Here is a 23,176-nt window from a genome sequence, read left to right on the forward strand (position 1 = left end):
GGTCAGGAGTCGCCGGTGAGGGCCGCCACCAGCTCGGCGGCCGTCTCGCAGCGGTCGAACAGCTCCCCCACGTGCGCCTTCGTGCCGCGCAGCGGCTCCAGGGTGGGGACGCGCTGCAGCGACTCCCTGCCGGGGATGTCGAAGATCACGGAGTCCCAGGACGCGGCGGCCACGGACTCGCTGTACTGGCGCAGGCACCGGCCGCGGAAGTAGGCGCGCGTGTCGGTGGGCGGGTGCTCCACCGCGCGCAGCACCTCCTCCTCGCTCACCAGGCGCTGCATGCGGCCCCTCGCGACGAGCCGGTTGTACAGGCCGCGGTCGGGCCGGATGTCGGAGTACTGCAGGTCGACGAGCTGGAGCCGCGGGTGCGACCAGGGCAGGCCGTCACGCGTGCGGTACCCCTCCAGGAGCTCCAGCTTGGCCACCCAGTCGAGCTCGCGGGCGAGCTGCATCGGGTCCTCGGCCAGGCGGGTGAGCACCGACTCCCAGCGGTCGAGGACGTCCTTGTTCATCTCGTCCTGGGCGGTGCCGCGCTCCTCCACGTACTTGCGGGCCTGCTCCAGGTACTCCATCTGCAACTGCACGGCGGTGAGCCTGCGCCCGTCGCGCATCGGGATCTCGTAGCGGCAGCTCGGGTCGTGCGAGACGGCCCGAAGGGCCTGCACCGGGTTCTCGACGGCGAGGTCGCGGGTGAGGAAGCCGTCCTCGATCATGGCGAGCACCAGCGCGGTCGAGCCGAGCTTCAGGTACGTCGAGATCTCGGACATGTTGGCGTCGCCGATGATGACGTGCAGGCGGCGGTACTTCTCGGGGTCGGCGTGCGGCTCGTCCCTCGTGTTGATGATGGGCCGCTTGAGCGTGGTCTCCAGGCCGACCTCGACCTCGAAGAAGTCGGCGCGCTGGCTGATCTGGAAGCCCTCGCCCCTGGAGTCCTGGCCGATGCCGACCTTGCCCGCGCCGACGACGACCTGGCGGGAGACGAAGAACGGCGTGAGGTGCCGCACGATGTCGGCGAACGGCGTGGCCCGCCGCATGAGGTAGTTCTCGTGGCAGCCGTACGAGGCGCCCTTGGCGTCGGTGTTGTTCTTGTACAGCTGGATCGGCGCGTTGGTGGGGATGGCGGAGGCCCGCTGGGCGGCGTCGTACATGACGCGCTCGCCCGCCTTGTCCCAGATGACGGCGGCACGCGGGTTGGTGCACTCGGGTGCGGAGTACTCGGGGTGGGCGTGGTCGACGTACAGGCGGGCGCCGTTGGTGAGGATGACGTTGGCGAGCCCGAGGTCCTCGTCGGTGAGCTGCGTGGGGTCGGCGACCTCTCTGGCCAGGTCGAAGCCGCGCGCGTCGCGCAGCGGGTTCTCCTCCTCGAAGTCCCACCGCGCCCTGCGCGCCCTGGCCGCCGAGGCGGCCAGGTAGGCGTTCACGACCTGGGAGGAGGTCACCATCGCGTTGGCGCCTGGCTGACCTGGTACGGAGATGCCGTACTCGGTCTCGATTCCCATCACCCGACGCACCGTCATGCAACACCCTCTGTTCGTCCGGGTCTGTCTATCCGCCGTTTATATGCCCGAGCCTATGCCCTTCACAGTGCCCAGGGGCCAGAGAGTTATGGCACCGACGCCTTTTCGACCTGTATGCCGGGAGTGGCGGCGGTTTGCCGCCGCGCCCGTGGCTTGAGGAGCCGCTGGATGGGACGCTCGGCAAAAGTGTGGACGAGATATGACAGGAGAAGGGCCGCGAGTGTCGTGACCGTGGCGACCGCCCAGGGGGGCAGCGTGCCGGTCAGCGCCGGGATGAGCGCGACCGCGACCACGCCGTGGAAGAGGTAGAGCGGGTAGGTCGTGGCGCCGAGCGCGGTCAGCGCCCGCGTCGCCGGCAGCCGCAGCAGGCCGAGCGCGACCAGCGCCATCACGCCGAACACGAGCGTGATGGTGATGATCACGCCGGTGTCGGTGACGGGCATGTTCTTGAACCCGGCCACCTTGATCCGGCCGTGGACGCGCTCCAGCGCCGAGTGGATCGAGATGCCGTAGCCGGCGACGACGTACACCCAGGGCAGCCAGGCGCTGCCCCGCTGGTGGATCAGGTAGAGCGCCATGCCCGCGACGAAGTACGGCGCGTAGCGCGGCATGACGACCTCGTTCACGATCTCGTTGCCGAGCAGCTCCGCCCCGACGGCCGCGGCCAGCCACACGCCGCAGAACGCCAGGACCCGCCCGTACGTGACGCCTGCGATGACGAGGATCGAGATCAGCAGGTAGAAGCGCAGCTCGGCCCAGAGCGACCAGTAGACGCCGCTGGCGTCGCCCACCTGCACCAGGCGCTGGAACATGGTGGCGTTGACCAGGTAGCCGCCGGTGGAGAGCTTGGGGTCGAGCGCGGTGGCGCCGGTCAGCCCGTACAGGGCGGCCACGGCTCCGAGACTGATCCAGTACGCCGGGTAGAGGCGGACGAACCGGGACCTCGCGAACGCCCCGAGCCCCCGCCCCCACACCGTCATGAGGATGACGAACCCGCTGATGACGAAGAACAGCTCGACCCCGAGGATGCCGAGGCCCGCGACGGGCGCGACCGCCGGGAAGAGCGCGGCGGGGCGGTCGCCCCACACGGAGGCGTACGCGACGAGGTAGTGGAAGGCCACCACGGCGAGCGCCGCGATGAAACGCAGGAGGTCGAGCTCGGCCAGCCGGCCGTCTCCTCGGGAATGCTTCGGCCGGTTCCGTTGGTGCACGCCCCTTTGACGATCACTTCGTCACATCGGTTCCCTCAGTCACTTTCTTCCCTCATGTCGCGGCCGAGGGTTTCGACCGTGAGCTCCCACAACAGGTGGCACAGGGTCGTCTGGACCTCCTGGACGCGGTGCACCGACGGCGACGGCACCACGAACAGGTGCTCGATGCTGTCCAGCTCCGCCATCCTGCCGCCGTCGTAGCCGGCCAGGCCGACGGTGAGCAGCCCGCGCGCGGCGGCGGTGTCGAAGGCGCGCAGCAGGTTGGCCGAGTTGCCGCTGGTGGACAGGCCGACCGCGATGTCGCACGGGCGGCCGAACGCGGCGACCTGGCGGGAGAACACGACGTCGGGCCCGACGTCGTTGGACAGCGCGGTGATCACGGCGATGTCGCCGGTGAGCGAGAGCGCGGGCAGCGGCCGGGCGCCGCCCGCGGGGGCGCAGAACGCGCCCGCGACGGCCTGGGCGTCGGTGGCGCTGCCGCCGTTGCCGAACGCGAGCAGCCTGCCGCCCCGGGCGAAGCGGTCCGCCATCGCCGCCGCGCAGGCCCGCAGCCGCTCCTCCTCGGCGGCGACGACCCGGGCCCGCAGCTCGACGACCTCCATCGCCTTGGCAGCGGTGGACCGGCGTACCTGCTCGATCAGCGACTCGGTGTCGGTCTCCCCCTCGCGCAGGAACGGGTAGAGCGTCTCGGTCACGGTCGCCTCCCCCTCACGGCCCTCACGGCCGGCGTCCCGGTCACGGGCGCCTCCCTGTCACGGCTATCGCCTCGCCCGCGTGGACGAGCACGGTGTCGCCCGGCCGGGCCTCGACCAGGGCGACGCTCACCTCCTCCGGGCCCGACCCCGTGTCGACCAGGGCCATGCCGCCGTCGAGCAGCCGCAGCACGGTCACGGGCACGGCGGCGTCGGAGCAGGTCACGCAAACCTCGTCACGGCACTCGCGGCCGTTCACCGCAGCGTCCCCGGCTGCTGGAGGAAGACGTGCACGAGCTCCCACAGCACGTGGTACATCGTCACGTGCACCTCCTTGACGATCCTGGGGTCGGTGGCGGCGGCGGTCAGCACGTGGTGGGCGGCCTCGGGCGGCGGCCCGTGGGCGGCCGTCATGGCGACGCACAGCAGGCCCGTGCCTCGCGCCTGCTCCAGGCCGCGCCGCACGGCGGCGTCGTCGCCGTCGGCGGCCAGCCCCAGCGCGATGTCGCCGGGGGCGGCCAGGTGGCGGATCTGGTGGGCGTACACCTCGGCGAAGCCGTCGCGGGCGGCGACGCCGGTCATGGTGGAGACGTCGGCGGTGAGCGCGAGGGCGGGCAGCGCCCGCTTGCCGACGATCACCGGGTGCACGAACTCGACGGCGACGTGCTGGGCGTCGCTGCTGGAGGTGCCGTCGCCGAAGACGAGGAGCCTGCCGCCGCCGTGGAAGCGCACGGCCATGGCGTGGCAGGCGCGCGCCACGTCGCCGGCGTGCTCGGCCAGGTGGCGCAGCGGCGCCGTCCTGCTCTCCAGCGCGATGGCCATGCTCTCCCCTTCCGCCGCCCGCGGTGACGGTACGTCGTCATCACGCTACGGTGCGGCGGCGGCGCGCCCCGGGAGCGACGCGCGGTCAGGGGCGGGTGCGGGCGGCGGCGATCGCGGCCTGGCCCAGGCTGACGCCGCCGTCGTTGGCGGGGACCCGCCGGTGGGTCAGGACGCGGAAGCCCTCCTCGCGCAGCCGCCGTACGGCGCGTTCCAGCAGCAGCACGTTCTGGAAGACGCCGCCCGACAGCGCCACCGACTCCAGCCCGGTCGTCTCGCGCAGCGCGGCGCAGCAGCGCACCAGCGCCTCGCCCAGGCCGTTGTGGAAGCGCGCCGCGATCACGGCAGGGGGCACGCCGCCGGCCAGGTCGTCGGCGGCGGCGCGCACCAGGTCGCCGCCCTCCACCACGAGGACGTCCCCGGTCGTGATCTCCACCGGGTAGGCGCCCTGTTCGGCCGGGTCGGCGAGCTGCTCCAGCTCGATCGCCGCCTGCCCCTCGTACGTGACGGCGTCGCGCACGCCGAGCAGCGCGGACACCGCGTCGAACAGGCGGCCCGCGCTGGAGGTCAGCGGCGCGTTGACCCCGCGCTCGGCCATCACGCACACGTCGGCCCAGCGGGCGGCGTTGCGGCGGGCGACGTCCAGCTCCGGGCGGGTGTCGCGCAGGTGGGCGGCCGCCATCCGCCACGGCTGGCGGATGGCGGCGGCGCCGCCCGGCATGGGCACGCGGGCCAGGTGGCCGAGCCGTTCGAACGAGACCAGGTCGGCGCGCAGGAACTCGCCGCCCCACAGGGTGCCGTCGGGGCCGTAGCCGAGCCCGTCGAAGGCGACGCCGATCACGGGCCCGGTCTCGCCGTTGTCGGCCAGGCAGGACGCGACGTGCGCGTGGTGGTGCTGGACGCCGACCAGCTCGATGCCGGGGATCTCCAGGGCGTGCTTGGTGGACAGGTACTCGGGGTGCAGGTCGTGGGCCACCACCTCGGGCCTGATGTCGAACAGGCCGCAGAAGTGGTCGATGCCCTCGACGAACGAGCGCAGCGTCTCGTGGTTCTCCAGGTCGCCGATGTGCTGGGAGACGAACGCCCGCCCCCCTTCCGCCAGGCAGAACGTGCTCTTCAGCTCCGCGCCGCAGGCCAGCACCGCGCGCGCGGCGGGCAGCGGCAGGGGCAGCGGCTCGGGGGCGTAGCCGCGGGCCCGGCGCACCATGACGGCGGCGCCGGCGACCGGGCGCACCACGGAGTCGTCGGCGCGGACGTGGATGCCCCTGTCGTGGACGAGGAAGGCGTCGGCGATGCCGCCGAGCCTGGCCAGCGCGTCGGCGTCCTCGTACGCGATCGGCTCGTCGGAGACGTTCCCGCTGGTCAGGACCATGGGGGCGGCGAGGTCGGCCATGAGCAGGTGGTGCAGCGGCGTGTACGGCAGCATGAGCCCGAGGCTGCGGTTGCCGGGCGCGACCTGCGTGGCGACGGGCGCGCCGGCGCGGCGCGGCAGCAGCACGACGGGCCTGGCCCGGGAGGTCAGCAGGGCCGCGGCGGCGTCGTCCACCTCGCACAGGGCGCGGGCCTGTTCCAGGTCGGCGACCATGACGGCGAACGGTTTGTCCTCGCGGTGCTTGCGCCCGCGCAGCGCCGCCGTCGCCTCCTCGTGGCCGGCGGGGACGGCGAGGTGGAAGCCGCCCAGCCCTTTGATCGCCACCACCTTGCCCGCGTGCAGCAGCGCCGCGCAGGCCGTGACGGGGTCGCCGCACAGTTCGGTGCCGCGGGCGTCGAGCAGCCGCAGCCGGGGGCCGCAGGCGGGGCAGCAGGTCGGCTGGGCGTGGAAGCGGCGGTCGGCCGGGTCGTGGTACTCGGCCGCGCAGTCGGGGCACATGCCGTACGGCGCCATCGTCGTGAGCAGCCGGTCGTAGGGGACGCCGCGCACGATCGTGAAGCGCGGGCCGCAGTTGGTGCAGTTGACGAAGGGGTAGCGGTGGCGCCGGTCGGCCGGGTCAGCCAGCTCTCGCAGGCAGTCGTCGCAGGTCGCCGTGTCGGCGGAGACGAGGGCGCGGCGCCGTCCCGACGGGTCGCTCTCGGCGATGGTGAAGCCGGTGCGGCCGGTGGGCGGGGCGCTGACGACGGTCACCCGGTCGATGCCCGACAGGGCGGGCGCGTCGCGCTCCAGCGCCGTGAGGAACTCCTCGACCCCGGCCAGGGCGCCCTCGACCTCGATGCGCACGCCGTTGACGTCGTTGCGGACCCGCCCGGCCAGGCCGAGGCGGGTGGCCAGGGCGTACACGAACGGCCGGAAGCCGACGCCCTGCACGACGCCCTCGACGTGCACCTCCACCCTCTTGGCCGCGTGTCCGGGCACGCTCTCCTGCGTCGTCACAGGCCCAGTGTGCGCCTCCGCGGGGCCGCGCGCATGCGTATCGCGCGTGTCGCGCCGCAGGTGCGCGCACCGGGGCGGGCCGCGCGGGCGGAGCGACCGGGGAGACGCCGGGGAGCCCGCCGGGAGACGCGGAAGGGCCGCGCGGTGCTGTCCGCGCGGCCCTTCCTCGACGGGTCAGAGGTACTGGCCGGTGTTGGCGACGGTGTCGATCGACCGTCCGGCCTCGGTGCCCTGCTTGCCGGAGACGAGCGTGCGGATGTAGACGATCCGCTCGCCCTTCTTGCCGGAGATGCGGGCCCAGTCGTCGGGGTTGGTGGTGTTGGGCAGGTCCTCGTTCTCGGAGAACTCGTCCACGCAGGCCGTGAGCAGGTGCTGCACCCGCAGGCCCTTCTGGCCGGTCTCGAGGAACTGCTTGATGGCCATCTTCTTGCCCCGGTCGACGATGTTCTGGATCATCGCGCCGGAGTTGAAGTCCTTGAAGTACAGGACTTCCTTGTCGCCGTTGGCGTACGTCACCTCGAGGAAGCGGTTCTCCTCGCTCTCGGTGTACATGCGCTCGACGGCGCTCTGGATCATGCCGTGGATGGTCGCCTCACGCGAGCCGCCGTGCTCGGCGAGGTCGTCGGGGTGCAGCGGCAGGTCGGCGAGGAGGTACTTGGAGAAGATGTCCTTGGCCGCCTCGGCGTCGGGCCGCTCGATCTTGATCTTGACGTCCAGGCGGCCGGGCCGCAGGATCGCCGGGTCGATCATGTCCTCGCGGTTGGAGGCGCCGATGACGATGACGTTCTCCAGGCCCTCGACGCCGTCGATCTCCGACAGCAGCTGAGGGACGATGGTGTTCTCGACGTCGGACGACACGCCCGAGCCGCGGGTGCGGAAGATGGAGTCCATCTCGTCGAAGAACACGATGACCGGGGTGCCCTCGGAGGCCTTCTCACGGGCGCGCTGGAAGACCAGGCGGATGTGCCGCTCGGTCTCGCCGACGTACTTGTTGAGCAGCTCCGGGCCCTTGATGTTGAGGAAGAAGCTCTTGCCGGACTGGCCGGTCTTCTCCGCGACCTGCTTGGCCAGGGAGTTGGCCACGGCCTTGGCGATGAGCGTCTTGCCGCAACCGGGCGGGCCGTAGAGCAGCACGCCCTTGGGCGGGCGCAGCTTGTGCTCGCGGAACAGGTCGGCGTGCAGGTAGGGCAGCTCGATGGCGTCCCTGATCTGCTCGATCTGCCTGCCGAGGCCGCCGATCTCCTCGTAGGAGATGTCGGGGACCTCCTCCAGCACGAGCTCCTCGACCTCGGACTTGGGGATGCGCTCGTAGACGTACCCCGAGCGGGGTTCGAGAAGCAGGGAGTCGCCGGCGCGCACGGGCTGGCCGACCAGGGAGTCGGCGAGCCGCACGACGCGCTCCTCGTCGGCGTGCGAGATGACGAGGGCGCGCTTGCCCTCGTCGAGCAGTTCCTTGAGCATCACGATCTCGCCGACCTCTTCGTAGCCGAGCGCCTCGACCACGTTGAGCGCCTCGTTGAGCATGACCTCCTGGCCACGCCGCAGCGAGGAGACGTCGACGGACGGGCTGACGTTCACCCGCAGCTTGCGGCCGCCGGTGAACACCTCGATCGTGCCGTCTTCCCTGGCCTCCAGGAAGGTGCCGAAGCCGGACGGCGGCTGCGCCAGCCGGTCGACCTCCTCCTTGAGAGCGACGATCTGGTCCCGGGCTTCCTTCAGTGTGGCGACCAGACGCTCGTTCTGGCCGGTGACGGCCGCGAGGTTCGCCTGTGCCTCATGAAGACGCTCTTCGAGGACCCTGGCCTGACGGGGTGACTCGGCCAGCTTCCGACGCAGCGCCGTGATCTCCTCTTGGAGGAAGGAGACCTGTGTTGAAAGATCGGCGACCTCCCGTTCGCGCTGCGCGGCTCGAGCCTCAGCATCATCGCGAGCTGCCACGCCCCGTCACCTCCTTCCCAGTCGAGGGCGACTACTAAGGACCTTACCTATCTCGGGCCCCTCCGTAACCTGGCCGGGCAGTGTTCGTATCCTGACACTCCGTATTCGGTGATTAATCCCTAATAGTGCGTTTAATACTCCCAGCATAGGAACACGACCATCTGTTCCCGTGTCACGCACGAAGGCACTCTTGTGGCCAAATTGTCATAGTTCTTCAGTGGTTCCCTTCGGTCGGCGGCGTCGCGGCGGCGGCGTCACTCCGTCCGCCATGCGACGGGCGGAGACGAGGAACCCCGTGTGGCCGATCATCCGGTGATCGGGCCGTACCGCGAGCCCTTCGACATGCCAGTCGCGAACCAGGGTCTCCCACGCATGGGGCTCGGTGAAACTCCCGTGATCGCGAATGGCTTCGACCGTTTTGGACATCTGCGTGGTGGTGGCGACATAGCAGCAGATCACGCCGCCGGGCGTGAGCGCCTTGGCCGCCGCGTCGACGCACTCCCACGGGGCCAGCATGTCGAGGATCACCCGGTCGACGTCGGCCTCGTCGAGGGAGGCGACCAGGTCGCCGACCACCAGCCGCCAGTTGTCGTCCATCGGGCCGCCGAAGAACTTCTCGACGTTCTTGCGCGCCACGTCCGCGAACTCGTCGCGGCGCTCGTACGAGGTGACATGGCCCTCGGGGCCGACGGCGCGCAGCAGGAAGCAGGTGAGCGCGCCCGAGCCCACGCCGGCCTCCACCACCCGCGCGCCGGGGAAGACGTCGGCCATGCCGACGATCATCGAGGCGTCCTTCGGGTAGATCACGGCCGCGCCGCGCGGCATCGCCAGCGTGTAGTCCTGCAGCAGGTGACGGAAGGCGAGGTACTGGGTGCCGCCGGACGAGCGCACCACGGAGCCCTCGGGCTGCCCGATCAGATCGCTGTGCGGGATGGCGCCCTTGTGCGTGTGGAAGACGCCGTCCTCCTTGAGCGTGATCGTGTGGCGCTTGTTCTTGGGGTCGGTGAGCTGCACCTGATCCCCCACCTGGAACGGCCCATGCCTGCGGAAACCCATGGCCGCAAGGTTATAGGGGTTTCCGGGGGCTCCGGACGCACGGTATCTATGGGGGATGCTTGCGCGCGACGTGATCTCCGCCGGGCCGCTGGTGCTGCGGGCCCCCACCGAGGCCGACCTCGGCGCCATCGCCGAGACCTGCGGCGATCCGGTGACCGCGCGGTTCCTGCCGCTGCTGCCCGAGCCGTACGACGTCGACGACGCCCGCGCCTACCTGAAGCTCGCCAGGGCCAAGTGGGACGACGGCGGCGCCGAGTTCGCGGTCACCGAGGACGGCCGCTACGCGGGCTCCGTCGGGGTGCGCCCGCCCGACCGGTGGGGCGTCACCGAGATCGGCTACCTCATGGCGCCGTGGGCGCGCGGCAGGGGCGTGGCCACCACCGCGGTGCGCGCCGTCACCGAGTGGCTGATCGACCAGGGCGTGCGCAGGGTCGAGCTGCAGGCCGAGGTCGAGAACACGGCCAGCCTGCGCGTCGCCTGCAAGGCGGGCTTCCACGAGGAGGGCCGCAGGCGCGACGCCAAGCTGCTGCGCGACGGCCGGGCCGCCGACCTCGTCGTCTTCGCCAGGCTCGACCGCGACTCCGGCGCGCCGGTGGAGCCGTACCTGCCGCTGTTCGAGGGCGGCGAGCTGAGCGACGGGGTGGTGCGGCTCACCCCACTCGCGCCGTCCGACGCGGCCGACTACCACCGGGTGATGAACGAGCCCAGCGTCCAGGCGTTCTCGGTGAGCCCCGGCACCTCGCCGGAGGAAGACGAGCGGCGCTGCCGCTACACGATGTACTGGTGGGTGACCGGGCAGCGGATCGAGCTGGCCGTCAGGGACGCCGCCGACGGCGCCTTCGCCGGGCACCTCCAGCTCATGCAGGTCTCGCCGGTGATCGGCCAGGCGATGATCGGCTACTCGCTGGCGCCGGGGTTCCGGGGGCGGGGGTTCATGACCAGGGCGGTGCGGCTGCTGGTCGACTGGGCGTTCGCGCGGACGCCGCTGCACCGCGTGGTGGCCGGCACCGACGCCGTCAACCGCGCCTCGCACGCCGTGCTGGAGCGGGCCGGGTTCGTCCGCGAGTGCGTGCACGCCCAGTTGCTGCCGCGGCAGGACGGCTCGCGGGCCGACGACGTCTCCTGGGTGCGCGTCCGCCCCTCCTGACGGCGTCGCGCGCGAGATCCCGCCGCGCCGCCGCAGGCGCCCTCCCGCCCGGCGGCCCCGCAGGAGGGACCGCCGTGGCGGGGGTGTCAGCCCCTGTGGGCCTCGTAGCGCAGGGTGCGGGACACCCCGACCCTGACCGTGGTGCCCGGGGCGATCGTGACGGGCTCGTTCGGCGGGATGTCGTAGAAGTTGGGGTCGCCGGGCGGCTGGATCTGGGTGCCGTTGACCGAGCCGAGGTCCACCAGGTTGACGTCCCAGCCGTCGAGCGCCACGCGCAGGTGGCGGCGGGAGACCGAGCCGTCGGGGCTGGTCACCTTGGCCGGCCTGGCCGAGCCCCCTGCCACCTCGGGAGCGCGCTCGGGGTCGCGGCCCAGCAGGTAGTCGCTCTCCAGCGGCAGGGCCGTGCCGTCGTCGAGGATGAGGACGCCGAGCGACGGCCGCGGCCCCTTGTACGGCACGAGCGTGCGCTGCACCAGGGCGATGCCGCAGACGGCGCAGTACGGCGACCGGGGGTCGTTGAAGTGGTCGTTCTTGCAGTCGACGCCGTAGACGAGGGGCCGGTCGCCCTGCTCGGGGTGGTCCTGCGGCGGCTGGCCCATGGGGTCGGACGGCCCGAGGACGGGCGGCGCGGGCTGGTCGCCCAGGCCGCCGCCGGCGGGGTCGTCGAAGGAGTCGAAGGAGCTGTACGGCTGGGGCTCGGGGTGGGCCTGCTCGTGCGGCGGCAGGTAGGGCGGCGGCTCCATCGGAGGACCGGCGTGCTGGCCCTGCGCTGCGGGGCCGGGCATCCCCGGGCCGGGCATGCCGGGGTGCGGCCCGGACATCGGACCCGACATCGGACCCGGCATCGGCGGGGACATGGGCATGGGCGGGGACATCGGCCCGGAGACGGGCGGCGGCTGCATGGGGCCGGACCCTCCGCCCATCGGCGGCCCCGGCATGGGCTCGGGGACCGGCACCGGCTGCGGGCCCGACAGGGGCTGCGGGGCGGGCGCCTGCTCGGGGCCCGGCGCCGGCTGCGCGTGGGCGGGCGCGGGCTGGGGACCGGACGGCGGCTGGGCGGGCATCGGGTACGGCGGCCGCTGGTCCTGCTGCGGGGGCTGGGGCATGAGGTCGGGCTCGAAGTGCAGCGCCGTGTTGGGCATCTCGGCGGTGAGCGGCCTGGACGCCTCGGGCGCGGGGGCGGCCTGCGGCTGCGCGTTCACCTCGCCGACCTCGCCGACGAGGCCGCCGCCGTGGACGACGCCGCCCTCCAGGCGGACGGCGGGGTGGGCGGAGCCGGCGCCCGGCAGGCTCAGCTCGACGCGCTCGACGGGACCGGCGACGAGCCGGTCGGCCCAGGTGAGGGAGTCGCTGCCGGCGAGGCGGGTCTCGCCGGACGCTGTGATCACGGTGGCCGAGGCGGATCCGCTGACCAGCACGGCCACGCCGCCGCTGACGGGGCCCGCGACGGCGCAGGTGGCGGGGTCGCCGGTCATGGTGGCCGCGAGCACCTGCGCGGCCCTGCGGGCCAGCGCCCGCCCGTCGCCGCCCGCGGCGGCCGTCTCGCGCAGCGCGTCGAGCAGGCCCTCGCCGGTGGCCTCGCCCGCGTCGCACACCAGTAGCAGCCCGCCCACGTAGGCCACGAGCCCGTCGCCGGGAAGCGGACGCACGACTCCGAAGCCCTGGTCGGTCATGCGTCCTCCCTCATGACCAGGGTGCCCTCGCTGCGCTCGGTCACTTGAACTCTCCTCCCGGAAGCCGGCGATGTGACGGCACCCGCACTGCCGTGCTGTACCACCAGCCATACGCATACCCAGCCGGCGAGGCCGTGTCGCGGCCACGCCGTCTCGATTCGGTGTATCGGCGGACCGCGGCAAACCCCTTAACTGTGCAAGTTTGGCCAAACAGAACACTATCGGCCACTCGTCCCAGCAGAGAACTCACCAGGTCACCGGAAACGGCTGGAGACGACCCTAGCCCGGCCAGGTCCCTTTAACGAGTAGGACAAATCAGACGCCGCTGAAGACCCGGTTCACGTCGGAGGTGGCGAGCACGCCGTAGATCTCGCCGCCGCGCTCGACCAGGAGGTACTCCCCCGCGGGCGCCTGGCGCATCGCGTCGATGAGCGGCTCGCCCGACAGGTCGGCCTGCAGCACGGTGGACTCCTCCAGCGCCTTCGCCAGCGTGCCCACGGTCACCCACGGACGCCGGTGCTCGGGCGTGGCCTGGACGGCCGCCTCGTTGACGATCGCGACGGGCGCGCCCTCGTGGTCGACCACCACCAGCGCCCCCGCCCGCCGCTCGGCGGCCTGGCGCAGTGCCTCGGACAGCGGCGTCTCGGCCGTGACCGGGATCGCCCTGCGGGCCAGGGCCCGTGCGTTCACCTGCGGGATCCTCGCGCGGATGCGGGCCACCCGCAGCGACTGCGTGGCGCCCATCCAGATGAACGAGGCCAGCACCACAGGCCAGAGGAGGTCGGTGGGGTCGAACTGCCCGCCGTCCGTCAGCGCCATGGCGATGGGCCCGGCGACGAGGAGCACGGCCAGCACCCGGCCGCCCCACGCGGCCACGACCGTGCCGGAGCCGGGGTCGCGGGTCAGCCGCCACACGCCGGCGCGCAGCATCCTGCCGCCGTCGAGCGGCAGGCCCGGCAGCAGGTTGAACACGCCGACGATGAGGTTGGACACCCACAGCTGCCAGACCAGCACCTCGGCGATGCCGCCGCCGTTGACGAAGTAGACGTCGCCGGCCAGGCCCAGCCCGGCCAGGCCCAGCGACAGCACGGGGCCCGCCGCGGCGACCATGAACTCCTTGCCCGGCGTGGGCGGCTCCTTCTCGATCTCGGAGACGCCGCCGAGCAGGTAGAGCGTGATCCGGCGGACCGGCAGGCCGAACGACTTGGCCAGCACGCTGTGGGCCAGCTCGTGCAGCAGCACCGACACGTACAGCAGCACCGCGAACAGGAACGCCATGGCGTAGGAGGCGAAGCCGTCGAGCTCGGGCAGCATCTGGCGGAAGCGGGAGCCGAACATCATGGTGATGAAGGCGGCGATGATGAACCAGGTCCAGGAGACGTACACGGGGATGCCGAACGGTCTTCCCATCGGAAGACCGGAGAACTCCTGCCGGGGGCTCTGCTCGCTCACCGCGCTCCTTGACGTCCACTCCGTGCCGTTGCTGCCTTGATGCTACGCGGCGGATGCCGTGATCCCTTCGCCGCGCCGGTTATTCTGTCGGCCCGTTGACCTAGAGTGCGGTGCATGACGTTGACCGAGCCGGTGATCATCGGAGCTCTCTCCCCGTCCCGGGCGGGCGACTTCATGACGTGCCCGCTGCTCTACCGCTTCCGCGTGATCGACCAGCTCCCGGAGAAGCCGTCGCCGGCCGCCGTGCGCGGCACGGTGGTCCACGCCGTGCTGGAGCGCCTGTACGACCTGCCCGCCCCCGGCCGTTCCGTGGAGGCGGCGCTGGAGCTGCTGGAGCCGCAGTGGCGCCGGCTGCTCGACGACGACCCGCAGTACGCCGGGATGTTCGCCGACGAGGCCGAGCAGGCCGAGTGGCTGGCGCAGGCGCGGGCGATGCTGGAGCGCTACTTCACGCTGGAGGACCCCACCCGGCTGGAGCCCGCAGAGCGCGAGCTGTACGTCGAGGCGGTGCTCGACAGCGGGCTGATGCTGCGCGGCTACGTCGACAGGCTCGACGTGGCGCCCACCGGCGACGTGCGGGTGGTCGACTACAAGACGGGCAGCGCCCCGGGGCCCGAGTTCGAGGCCAAGGCGCTGTTCCAGATGAAGTTCTACGCCCTCGTGCTGTGGCGGCTGCGCGGCACGGTGCCGCGGCTGCTGCAGCTCGTCTACCTCGGCGGCGGGGGCGAGGTGCTGCGCTACGCCCCCGACGAGGCCGACCTGCGGGCCACCGAGCGCAAGGTGACGGCGCTGTGGGCGGCGATCGAGCGGGCGCTGGAGTCGGGCGAGTGGCGGGCGCGCCGCAGCAGGCTGTGCGACTGGTGCGACCACCAGGCGCTGTGCCCCGAGTTCGGCGGCACGCCGCCGCCGGTGCCCGACCGGCAGCCGGGCGACACCGTGCGCAGCAACCGGCGGGCCGCCACGGATGAGCTGTGACCCGCCGCCCCGGGAGGAGCGGGGCGCGGCGCGTGCGGGGGCGGGGCGTCGGCACGCGTAGGGGCCGGGCACGGCACGTGTAGGGGCCGGGCGCGGCGGACGCCCCTTCGGCGGGCCAGGGACGAAGCCCTCGCATCGGGCGGCGCGGGCCGGCCGTAATCCTCCCGTGGGAGGAGTCGTGCCCGGTGGGGCGGGTCCTACAGTGATGCCGTGCGCATCGACAGGACCACGCTCCACGACACGGTGTTCGCCGCCGTGCTGGCCGCGGCGTCGGTGGCGCTGTTCTTCCTGTACGGCCCCCAGCGGCTCGTGGCCGAGGGCCTGCCCACGGGCGGTGTGCGCGACCCCGACGCGCTGGGCGCCGCCCTGGTGGTGGCGGCGTGCGCGCCGGTGGCGGTGCGCAGGCGGCGTCCGCTCGCCGGGCTGTGCGCGGGCCTGGTGCCCGAGACGCTGCTCGCGGCCTTCGGCTACGGGGGCGGGGCGGCGGGCCTGGCCGGGTTCGTGCTGCTGTACTCCGTGGCGTCCTCCGGCGGTCTCGCCGCGGCGCTCGGCGGCCTGCTGGTCTCGCTGGTGACCTACGCGGCGGGCGCGGCGGCGACGCCGGTCAGGGCCGGCTGGAGCGAGCACGTGGTGGTGGTGATGGCGCTGGCCTCCGTGTGGGGGGTGGGCAGGAGCCTGCGGCTGCGGAGGGCGTACCTGGAGGAGCTGCGGGAGCGGGCGGGCCGGCTGGAGCGGGCGCGCGCGGCCGACACGCGGGCGGCGCGGGCCGAGGAGCGCTCGCGCATCGCCAGGGAGTTGCACGACGTCGTGGCCCACCACGTGAGCGTCATGACCGTGCAGGCCGCAGCGGCGCGCCGGGTGCTCGGCAAGGACCCCGAGCTGGCGCGCGAGGCGCTGTCGGCGATCGAGCACACCGGCCGCCTGGCGATGACGGAGATGCGCAACATCGTGGGCGTGCTGCGTACCGACGCCCGCGCCGAGCTGGGGCCGCAGCCGGGCGTGCGCGACCTGCCCGCGCTGCTGGAGCAGATGCGCGAGGCGGGGCTGCCCGCGCTGCTGCACGTCGAGGGCGAGCCGCGGCCCCTCCCGCCGGGCGTCGACCTGGCCGCCTACCGGCTGGTCCAGGAGGGGCTGACGAACAGCCTGCGGCACGCGGGGCCCGGCGCGACGGCGGTGGTGACGCTCACGCACCGCCCCGGCGAGCTGGACGTACGGGTCGAGGACGACGGCACGGGCCAGGCGGCGCCGGCCGAGCGCACCGGCCACGGCCTGGTGGGGATTCGCGAGCGGGTGGCCCTCTATGGTGGAATCCTGAGCATCGGTCCGCGAACCGGGGGCGGTTTCGAGGTGCGGGCGAGGTTCCCGTTGAAGGACGGCCAATGACGATCAGAGTGCTGCTGGTGGACGACCAGCCGCTGCTGCGTACCGGTTTCCGCCTGATCCTTGAGGCCGAGCCCGACATCACGGTGGTGGGCCAGGCGGGCGACGGCAAGGGCGCCCAGGAGCAGACGCGGGCGCTGCTGCCCGACGTCGTGCTCATGGACATCCGCATGCCGGGCGTCGACGGCATCGAGGCGACCCGCAGGATCGTGCGCGAGGCGGCGCCGTCGGCGCACGTGCCGAAGGTGCTGGTGCTGACGACGTTCGACCTGGACGAGTACATCGTGGAGGCGCTGCGTTCCGGCGCGTCCGGCTTCCTGCTGAAGGATGTGCCGCCCGACGAGCTGGTGCAGGCGATCCGGGTGGTGGCGGCGGGCGACGCGATCGTGGCGCCGAGCGTGACCAGGCGGCTGCTGGACAGGTTCGCCTCGCGGCTGCCGTCGGCGCACGAGCAGCCCGCCCCTGCCAGGCTCGACCGGCTCACCGAGCGGGAGCTGGAGGTGCTGCGGCTGATCGCGAAGGGGATGTCCAACGCGGAGATCGCGGCCAAGCTCGTGGTGAGCGAGACCACGGTGAAGACGCACGTCGGCAACGTGCTGACGAAGCTGGGGCTGCGCGACCGGGTGCAGGCGGTGGTGCTCGCGTACGAGACGGGGCTGATCACGCCGGGCGCGATGTCCTGACCTCCCCGCCCCGGCGGGCCCGGCGCGGGCCTGGGGCGCGGGGCCGGGGCAGTACCCGGCGCGGGCCTGGGGCGCGGGGCCGGGGCGGTGCGCGGCGCGGGCCTGGGGTGGTGCGCGGCGCGCCCCCTCCCGGTGGGCGGAAGGGGGCGCGGGCGGAGCGTGGGTCAGGAGGCCGCGGCGGGCTCCTGCGCGGGGCCGCTGCCGACGCCCACGGCGTTCTCCGGGAAGTGGCAGGCCACCTGGTGGCCGCTCGCCATCTCCTGCAGCGGCGGCTCGACCGTCTTGCAGATCTCCTGCGCCTTCCAGCAGCGGGTGTGGAAGCGGCAGGCGGGCGGCGGGTTGAGCGGGCTGGGCACGTCGCCGGTCAGGCGGATGCGCTCGCGCTCCTTGCGCGCCTTCGGGTCGGGCACCGGCACGGCCGACATCAGCGCGTTGGTGTACGGGTGCATGGGCGAGCCGTACAGGCGATGGCGGTCGGCGATCTCGACGATCTTGCCGAGGTACATGACCGCGACCCGGTCGCTGATGTGGCGCACCACCGACAGGTCGTGGGCGATGACCACGTATGTCAGGTCGAGCTCGTTCTGCAGGTCCTCCAGGAGGTTGACGACCTGCGCCTGGATCGACACGTCCAGGGCGGAGACCGGCTCGTCGGCGATGATGAGCTTCGGCTTGAGCGCGAGCGTGCGGGCGATGCCGATGCGCTGCCGCTGGCCGCCCGAGAACTCGTGCGGGTAGCGGTTGTAGTGCTCGGGGTTGAGCCCGACCAGGGCGAGGAGGTCCTGGACGGCCTTCTTGACGCCGTTCTCGGTCTGGACGCCCTGGATGTGGAACGGCGCGCCGACGATGGTGCCGACGGTGTGGCGCGGGTTGAGCGACGAGTACGGGTCCTGGAAGATCATCTGCATGTCGCGGCGGAGCGGCCTGAGCCTGCCCTGCCCGAGGTGCGTGATGTCCTCGCCCTCGAAGACCACCTTGCCGCCGGTGGGCTCCAGCAGGCGCGTGACCAGGCGGCCGGTCGTGGACTTGCCGCAGCCGGACTCCCCCACCAGGCCCAGGGTCTCGCCCTTGAAGACGTCGAAGCTGATGCCGTCGACGGCCTTGACCGCGCCGACCTGCCGCTTGAGCAGGCCCTTGGTGACGGGGAAGTGCTTCTCCAGGTCCTGTACGGAAAGCAGCGGCTCGGCGCCGCCCTTCGGCTCGCTCACTGGGTCTCCAGCATTGGCTTGATCTCGTTCTCCCACAGCGTGCGCCGCTCCTCCTGGTCCATGTGGCAGCGCACCAGGTGCCCGCCCGAGGTCTCGGCCAGGGCGGGGACCTCGGTGGTGGCCTTGCCCTTGGTGCGTTCTGCGTACGGGCAGCGGGGGTGGAAGGCGCAGCCGGGCGGCACGTTGATCAGGGACGGCGGCGAGCCCTTGATCGGCATGAGCCGCTCGGTGGGCTCGCGGTCGAGGCGGGGCATCGACCCCAGCAAACCCCACGTGTAGGGGTGCTCGGGACGGTAGAAGATGTCCTCGGCGGTGCCGTACTCGATGCACTTGCCGGCGTACATGACGAGGATGTCGTCGGACAGCTCGGCCACGACGCCGAGGTCGTGCGTGATGATGATCAGGGCGGAGTTGAACTCCCGCTGGAGGTCGACCATGAGGTCGAGGATCTGCGCCTGTACCGTCACGTCGAGCGCGGTGGTGGGCTCGTCGGCGATGAGCAGCTCGGGGTCGCAGGAGAGCGCCATGGCGATCATCGCGCGCTGCCGCATGCCGCCGGAGAACTCGTGCGGGTAGGAGTCGACCCGCCGCTGCGGCTCGGGGATGCCGACCCGGCCCAGCATGTCGATGGCGTGCTTCTTGGCCACCGCCTTGGTGACCTTGTTGTGGATGCGGTACGCCTCGATGATCTGGTCGCCGACGGTGTAGAACGGGTGCATCGCCGACAGCGGATCCTGGAAGATCATCGCCATCTTCTTGCCGCGCAGCCCGCGCACGTGCTCCTGCGAGGCGCCGACGAGCTCCTCGCCGTCGAGCCAGATCTCGCCGGAGATGTTGGCGCCCTTGCCCTTGTGCAGGCCGAGGATGCCGAGGCTGGTGACGGACTTGCCGGAGCCCGACTCGCCCACGATGCCGAGCGTCTTGCCGCGTTCGAGGCTGAACGTCAGCCCGTCCACCGACCTGACGAGGCCGTCGTCCGTCGAGAAGTGGATCTTCAGATCCTTGACGTCGAGGAACGGGGTCACGACAGCCTCACCCTCGGGTCGACGACCGCGTACAGCATGTCCACGATCAGGTTGGCCACGATGATGAACGTCGCCGCGAGCAGGGTGACGCCCATCACCTGGGGAAGGTCGTTGTTGCCGATGGCGTCGACCGCGTACTTGCCGATGCCGGGCAGCGAGAACGTGCTCTCCGTCAGGACGGCGCCGCCGAGCAGCAGGCCGAGGTCGAGGCCGAACATGGTGAGCACGGGCGTGAGCGTGGCGCGCAGGCCGTGCTTGAGCACCACCACCCGTTCGGGCAGGCCCTTGGCCCTGGCGGTGCGGATGTAGTCCTCCGACATGGTCTCCAGCATGCCCGCCCGGGTGAGCCGGGCGTAACCGGCGGCGTACAGGAAGGCCAGCGTCACCCAGGGCAGGATCAGGTTGTTGGCCCAGGTGAGAGGGTCCTCGGTGAACGGCACCCAGTCGGCCACGTCGCCGACCAGGCCGAGCTGGTCGCGGAAGATGGCCAGGGAGACGATGCCGGTGAAGAAGATGGGCAGCGACACGCCGGCCAGGGCGACGCCCATGGACAGGCGGTCGAAGAAGCTGCCGCGCCTGAGCGCGGAGACCACGCCGGTCGCCACGCCGAAGACGAGCCACACGACGGCGGCGCCGAGCGCCAGCGACAGGGTGATCGGCAGCCGGTTGAGCAGGTCGGGCAGCACCGGGTTCTGCGTGACGTACGAGTAGCCCAGGCAGGGCGCCGGGCAGTGCTCGACGCCGGGGCCGTAGTTGCGCTCGACGCCGACGAAGATGCCCTTCACGAAGCGCCCGTACTGCACGATGATCGGGTCGTTGAACCCCAGCCGGATGGCCGTGTCGTGGATGATCTCGGCGTTGGCCGCCTTGCCCACGTAGCGGGAGGCGAGGTCGTCAGCAGACATCCCAGCGAGCCGAGGCACGAGGAAGAAGATGGCGAACGTCGCGATGCTCACCACGAAGAGCAGCATGACGGCCGCTATCAACCGTCTGAGAATGTATGTGAACACTGATCTCGGCCACGGCGGCCGGGCCTTGTGGACCCGGCCGCCCAAGCCTTCACCTGCTTTCGACGGACGTTCCGGCGGGACTCCCCGTCCGGGGTGCTACTGGGTGCTCAGCGTGAGGTACTCGTACATGCCCCAGTTCTGGCTGACGAAGACGTTCTTCAGGTGCGGCGGCCGGTAGAACAGGCCGTGGGCCCACACGTACGGCAGGATGAACGCGGAGTCCATGACCTGCTTGTCGACCTCGGCCCAGATCTGGCTGCGCTTGGTGGCGTCCGTCTCGGCGGCCGCCTGGTCGATGAGCGCGTCGATCTTCGGGTCCTTCACGGTGAGGTTCGTGTTACCGGAGGGACGGATGACCCGGCTGTCGACGATCTGCTGGAAGAAGCCGAAGCCCTCGGGGTAGTCGGCGCCCCAGCCGTAGACCATGAGGCCGAGGTTGTTCTTCTTGGCGAAGTCGGGCTTACCGGCATACAGCCTGAAGTAGTCGCCCTGCGGGTAGCCCTTGAGCTCCAGCTTGATGCCCACGCGGGCGAGCGACTGCTGCAGCGCCTCGGCGGTCTGCTTCTCGGCGGCGCGCTCGTTGCGGAAGGAGATGGTGGTGCTGAAGCCGTTCGGCTGGCCGCAGGCCGCCAGCTCCTCCTTGGCCTTGGCCAGGTCGCCGGTCGGGTTGGCCTCGACGCCGTACGGGTCGATCTTCTGGTAGCCCGTCATCTTCGGCGGCATGAGGCTGAGGGCGATGTCGCCACCGGCGTCGGGGCCGCCGTAGGCGCCCTGGATGGCCGAGCGGTCGGTCGCGTACATGACCGCCTTGCGGCAGTGGATGTTGTCGAACGGCGGGACGTCACCGTTGATGTTGGTGAACCAGGTCCGGTCGATCAGCGCGGAGTCGGCGTACTGCTTGACCTTGGGGTCGGTCAGCACGGTCTTGCGGGCGTTGGCGCCGACGCCGGTGCTGTTGACCTTGATGTCGATCTTGCCGGAGAGGAGGCGCTGGTCGAGGTCGTCCTCGTTCTGGCCGAGCAGCACCTCGACGGAGTCGTTGAGCTGCTTGCGGTTCGGGTCGGTCGCCGCGTCCCAGTTCGGGTTCTTCACCAGCTCGATGCGCTTGGTGAGCTCGTGCGCCTTGAACATGTAGGGGCCGGTCGAGACCGGGTGCTCCTTGTACTTGGAGCCGGTGTCCTTCGCCTCGGGGACGGGGGCCGTCTGCGGGAGCATGGCGAAGTAGTCGAAACCGCCGTACGGCTTCTTCAGGTGGAAGACGATCGTCCGGTCGTCGGGCGTCTCGATGCCCTTCCAGTCGTCGAGCTTGCCCTTCATCTTGTACGGGCCGGTGTAGTCGCCGAGGTCCAGCCAGTCGTTGAAGTAGGTCGGGCCGCTGGGCAGGATGTCCTTGTCCAGGGAGCGGGCCACGGCGTACTTCACGTCCTTGGACGTGACGGGGGTGCCGTCCTCGAACTTCACGCCCTCACGCAGCTTGTACGTCCACGTCTTGCCGCCGTCGCTGGGCGTGCCCAGGCCCTCGGCGAGGTCGCCGACGAGCTGCAGGCCCTCCTCGCCGGGCACCGGCTTGAACATGGTGAGCGCGCGCGTGTACAGGCGGGCGAAGTTCCAGGCGTAGCCGTAGTACATGTCGCCCGGGTCCACCGAGTCGAAGTCGCCCGGCATGCCCATCCGCAGCGTGCCGCCGGTCTTCGTCGACGGGTTGACCACCTGCGTCACCGCGGCGTTGTACTGGCTGGCGGGCGCCTCGTCCTTGCCGCCGCCCGTGGAGCCCTTCGAGCCACCGCCGCCGCCACCGCACGCGGACACGACCAGGGCGAGAGCGGCGGTCATCGCGACCGCCGACGCCGTTGATCTGATCTTCATGGACCTGACACACCCCTTGATCTAGGAGTTCGTAGAACTTGCGGAAAACTCACGAGGGCCTATCGGGCCTTCGGGTCGAAGGCGTCCCTCAGACCGTCACCGAGCAGGTTGAACGCCAGCACGGTGACGAAGATCGCCAGACCGGGGAAGAGCATGAAGTTCGGTGCGACGTCGTAGTTGTGCACCGCCTCGGCCAGCATGCCTCCCCACGTCGGGGTCGGCGGCCGCACGCCCACCCCCAGGAAGGACAGCGCGGCCTCGAACAGGATGTTCGAGGGGATGAGCAGCGTCGAGTACACGAGGATCGGCGCCAGCAGGTTGGGCAGGATCTCCTTGAACAGGATGACGTGGTTGCGCGCGCCCAGGCTGCGGGCGGCGTCGACGAACTCCCGTTCGCGGAGCGACAGGGTCTGCCCTCGGATGATGCGCCCGATGTAGGGCCAGTTGAAGAACCCGATGATGAACACCAGCAGGCTGATTCTCAGCGTGTCACCTGACATGCCGAACGCCTTGTCGGGGATCACGCCCGCCAGCGCCAGCGCGAACACCAGCAGCGGGAAGGCCAGGAAGATGTCCATCAGGCGGCTGATGATCGTGTCGACCCAGCCGCCGAAGAAGCCGGCGATCATCCCGAGCACGGTCCCGAGCAGCACGCACAGCAGCGTCGCGAAGAACGCGATCAGCAGCGAGACGCGGGATCCGTACAGGATGCGGCTGAACAGGTCACGGCCCGTGGTCGGCTCGACACCGAGCAGGAAGTCCCAGCTCATGCCGCCGAACGTGCCGATCGGGGCCTGGATCGCCGGGTCGATCTTCTCCCTGTGCCACTCGGCCGGAGGGTGCCCGAACCATGACACCAGCAGCGGAGCGAAGATCGCGCCGAGGATCAGCAGGAGGATGACGATGCCACCCGCCATGGCGACGCGATCGCGCCTGAGGCGCATCCAGGCGATCTGTCCGAGGGAACGCCCTCGGATGACGTTGGACTCCGCCCCCTCAAGAACGGTCTCCGGTCCGGCCTCGATGGCCGAGTCCGGAAGATCGAGCGGTGCGGTCATGCCAGTTGCCCCCTGGATTCCAGACGACGTCGTCCGTGTGCGGCGCGATCCCGGTCAGGGTATGCGCCCGTGCGAGGTCGGCCGCCCTGTCGCGGCCC

Annotated in this window: 19 protein-coding genes; 4 read left to right on the forward strand and 15 right to left on the reverse strand. The window is 71.5% G+C overall.

The features are described 5' to 3' along the window. Nucleotides 1-2: 2 nt before the first annotated feature. From dop to BMX74_RS18940, 8 genes are all read right to left on the reverse strand, one after another. Nucleotides 3-1,517 carry a depupylase/deamidase Dop gene (gene dop, locus BMX74_RS18905; RefSeq protein ID WP_082534563.1) on the reverse strand — a complete coding sequence of 505 codons (1,515 nt, stop codon included), beginning with the start codon at nt 1,515-1,517 and terminating at the stop codon, nt 3-5. Between the two features lie 86 nt (nt 1,518-1,603). After that, entirely contained in the window at nt 1,604-2,728 is a 1,125-nt protein-coding gene (locus tag BMX74_RS18910; protein WP_091101839.1) for an acyltransferase family protein, read from the reverse strand. A 35-nt stretch (nt 2,729-2,763) separates the two neighbouring features. Continuing rightward, complete coding sequence (locus BMX74_RS18915; protein WP_256257019.1) at nt 2,764-3,423, reverse strand: D-sedoheptulose-7-phosphate isomerase; 660 nt, start codon at nt 3,421-3,423, stop codon at nt 2,764-2,766. Nucleotides 3,424-3,463: 40 nt separating this feature from the next. Further along, nucleotides 3,464-3,646, reverse strand: coding sequence for a HypC/HybG/HupF family hydrogenase formation chaperone (locus BMX74_RS18920; protein ID WP_256257020.1), 183 nt, complete (start codon nt 3,644-3,646; stop codon nt 3,464-3,466). Nucleotides 3,647-3,675: 29 nt separating this feature from the next. Then, entirely contained in the window at nt 3,676-4,242 is a 567-nt protein-coding gene (locus BMX74_RS18925) for a D-sedoheptulose-7-phosphate isomerase (RefSeq protein ID WP_055501034.1), read from the reverse strand. 85 nt (nt 4,243-4,327) lie between these two features. Continuing rightward, complete coding sequence (gene hypF / locus BMX74_RS18930; protein WP_256257021.1) at nt 4,328-6,607, reverse strand: carbamoyltransferase HypF; 2,280 nt, start codon at nt 6,605-6,607, stop codon at nt 4,328-4,330. Between the two features lie 174 nt (nt 6,608-6,781). After that, on the reverse strand, nt 6,782-8,545 hold the full coding sequence (gene arc / locus BMX74_RS18935; protein ID WP_055501033.1) for a proteasome ATPase: 1,764 nt from the start codon (nt 8,543-8,545) through the stop codon (nt 6,782-6,784). Between the two features lie 204 nt (nt 8,546-8,749). Further along, a complete protein-coding gene (locus BMX74_RS18940) occupies nt 8,750-9,601 on the reverse strand; it encodes a tRNA (adenine-N1)-methyltransferase (protein WP_055501032.1) in 852 nt (283 codons plus the stop codon). Between the two features lie 55 nt (nt 9,602-9,656). Between BMX74_RS18940 and BMX74_RS18945 the strand changes: the two genes are divergently transcribed. Then, entirely contained in the window at nt 9,657-10,748 is a 1,092-nt protein-coding gene (locus tag BMX74_RS18945; RefSeq protein WP_091101844.1) for a GNAT family N-acetyltransferase, read from the forward strand. Nucleotides 10,749-10,834: 86 nt separating this feature from the next. Here the strand turns inward: BMX74_RS18945 and BMX74_RS18950 are convergent, their stop codons facing one another. Together BMX74_RS18950 and BMX74_RS18955 are read right to left on the reverse strand one after the other, a co-directional pair. Continuing rightward, nucleotides 10,835-12,421 (reverse strand): FHA domain-containing protein, encoded by a 1,587-nt coding sequence (locus BMX74_RS18950; protein WP_091101847.1) that lies wholly within the window; start codon nt 12,419-12,421, stop codon nt 10,835-10,837. Between the two features lie 315 nt (nt 12,422-12,736). Next, nucleotides 12,737-13,873, reverse strand: coding sequence for a site-2 protease family protein (locus BMX74_RS18955; RefSeq protein ID WP_091101848.1), 1,137 nt, complete (start codon nt 13,871-13,873; stop codon nt 12,737-12,739). A gap of 114 nt (nt 13,874-13,987) precedes the next feature. Here BMX74_RS18955 and BMX74_RS18960 point away from each other — a divergent pair, with 114 nt between their 5' ends. From BMX74_RS18960 to BMX74_RS18970, 3 genes are all read left to right on the forward strand, one after another. Then, the gene (locus tag BMX74_RS18960; RefSeq protein WP_055501028.1) at nt 13,988-14,848 is read left to right on the forward strand and encodes a RecB family exonuclease; all 861 of its coding nucleotides are present in this window, start codon (nt 13,988-13,990) and stop codon (nt 14,846-14,848) included. 210 nt (nt 14,849-15,058) lie between these two features. After that, on the forward strand, nt 15,059-16,231 hold the full coding sequence (locus tag BMX74_RS18965; protein WP_091101851.1) for a sensor histidine kinase: 1,173 nt from the start codon (nt 15,059-15,061) through the stop codon (nt 16,229-16,231). Next, complete coding sequence (locus BMX74_RS18970) at nt 16,228-16,911, forward strand: response regulator (RefSeq protein WP_055501026.1); 684 nt, start codon at nt 16,228-16,230, stop codon at nt 16,909-16,911. Before BMX74_RS18965 ends, BMX74_RS18970 begins: the two co-directional genes overlap by 4 nt. Before the next feature lie 164 nt (nt 16,912-17,075). Here the strand turns inward: BMX74_RS18970 and BMX74_RS18975 are convergent, their stop codons facing one another. The 5 genes from BMX74_RS18975 to BMX74_RS18995 all read right to left on the reverse strand — a co-directional run bounded on the left by BMX74_RS18975 (nt 17,076) and on the right by BMX74_RS18995 (nt 23,078). After that, on the reverse strand, nt 17,076-18,119 hold the full coding sequence (locus BMX74_RS18975) for an ABC transporter ATP-binding protein (protein WP_091101852.1): 1,044 nt from the start codon (nt 18,117-18,119) through the stop codon (nt 17,076-17,078). After that, nucleotides 18,116-19,144 carry an ABC transporter ATP-binding protein gene (locus tag BMX74_RS18980; RefSeq protein WP_055501024.1) on the reverse strand — a complete coding sequence of 343 codons (1,029 nt, stop codon included), beginning with the start codon at nt 19,142-19,144 and terminating at the stop codon, nt 18,116-18,118. Before BMX74_RS18980 ends, BMX74_RS18975 begins: the two co-directional genes overlap by 4 nt. Next, nucleotides 19,141-20,154, reverse strand: a complete 1,014-nt coding sequence (locus BMX74_RS18985; RefSeq protein ID WP_055501023.1) for an ABC transporter permease — start codon at nt 20,152-20,154, stop codon at nt 19,141-19,143. The genes BMX74_RS18980 and BMX74_RS18985 overlap by 4 nt, the downstream gene beginning before the upstream one ends. Before the next feature lie 96 nt (nt 20,155-20,250). Next, the gene (locus BMX74_RS18990) at nt 20,251-22,020 is read right to left on the reverse strand and encodes an ABC transporter substrate-binding protein (protein ID WP_055501022.1); all 1,770 of its coding nucleotides are present in this window, start codon (nt 22,018-22,020) and stop codon (nt 20,251-20,253) included. A 59-nt stretch (nt 22,021-22,079) separates the two neighbouring features. Continuing rightward, entirely contained in the window at nt 22,080-23,078 is a 999-nt protein-coding gene (locus BMX74_RS18995) for an ABC transporter permease (protein WP_055501021.1), read from the reverse strand. Between the last annotated feature and the right edge of the window lie 98 nt (nt 23,079-23,176).

The sequence above is a fragment of the Nonomuraea pusilla genome, assembly GCF_900109355.1.
Taxonomy (GTDB): Bacteria; Actinomycetota; Actinomycetes; order Streptosporangiales; family Streptosporangiaceae; genus Nonomuraea; species Nonomuraea pusilla.

Bases quoted from the DNA above. Each gene is read 5' to 3' on its own strand.
- dop (WP_082534563.1), bottom strand. From the start codon at position 1,517: ATGACGGTGCGTCGGGTGATGGGAATCGAGACCGAGTACGGCATCTCC.
- BMX74_RS18925 (WP_055501034.1), bottom strand. From the start codon at position 4,242: ATGGCCATCGCGCTGGAGAGCAGGACGGCGCCGCTGCGCCACCTGGCC.
- BMX74_RS18940 (WP_055501032.1), bottom strand. From the start codon at position 9,601: ATGGGTTTCCGCAGGCATGGGCCGTTCCAGGTGGGGGATCAGGTGCAG.
- BMX74_RS18945 (WP_091101844.1), top strand. From the start codon at position 9,657: ATGCTTGCGCGCGACGTGATCTCCGCCGGGCCGCTGGTGCTGCGGGCC.
- BMX74_RS18950 (WP_091101847.1), bottom strand. From the start codon at position 12,421: ATGACCGACCAGGGCTTCGGAGTCGTGCGTCCGCTTCCCGGCGACGGG.
- BMX74_RS18960 (WP_055501028.1), top strand. From the start codon at position 13,988: ATGACGTTGACCGAGCCGGTGATCATCGGAGCTCTCTCCCCGTCCCGG.
- BMX74_RS18970 (WP_055501026.1), top strand. From the start codon at position 16,228: ATGACGATCAGAGTGCTGCTGGTGGACGACCAGCCGCTGCTGCGTACC.
- BMX74_RS18990 (WP_055501022.1), bottom strand. From the start codon at position 22,020: ATGAAGATCAGATCAACGGCGTCGGCGGTCGCGATGACCGCCGCTCTC.
- BMX74_RS18995 (WP_055501021.1), bottom strand. From the start codon at position 23,078: ATGACCGCACCGCTCGATCTTCCGGACTCGGCCATCGAGGCCGGACCG.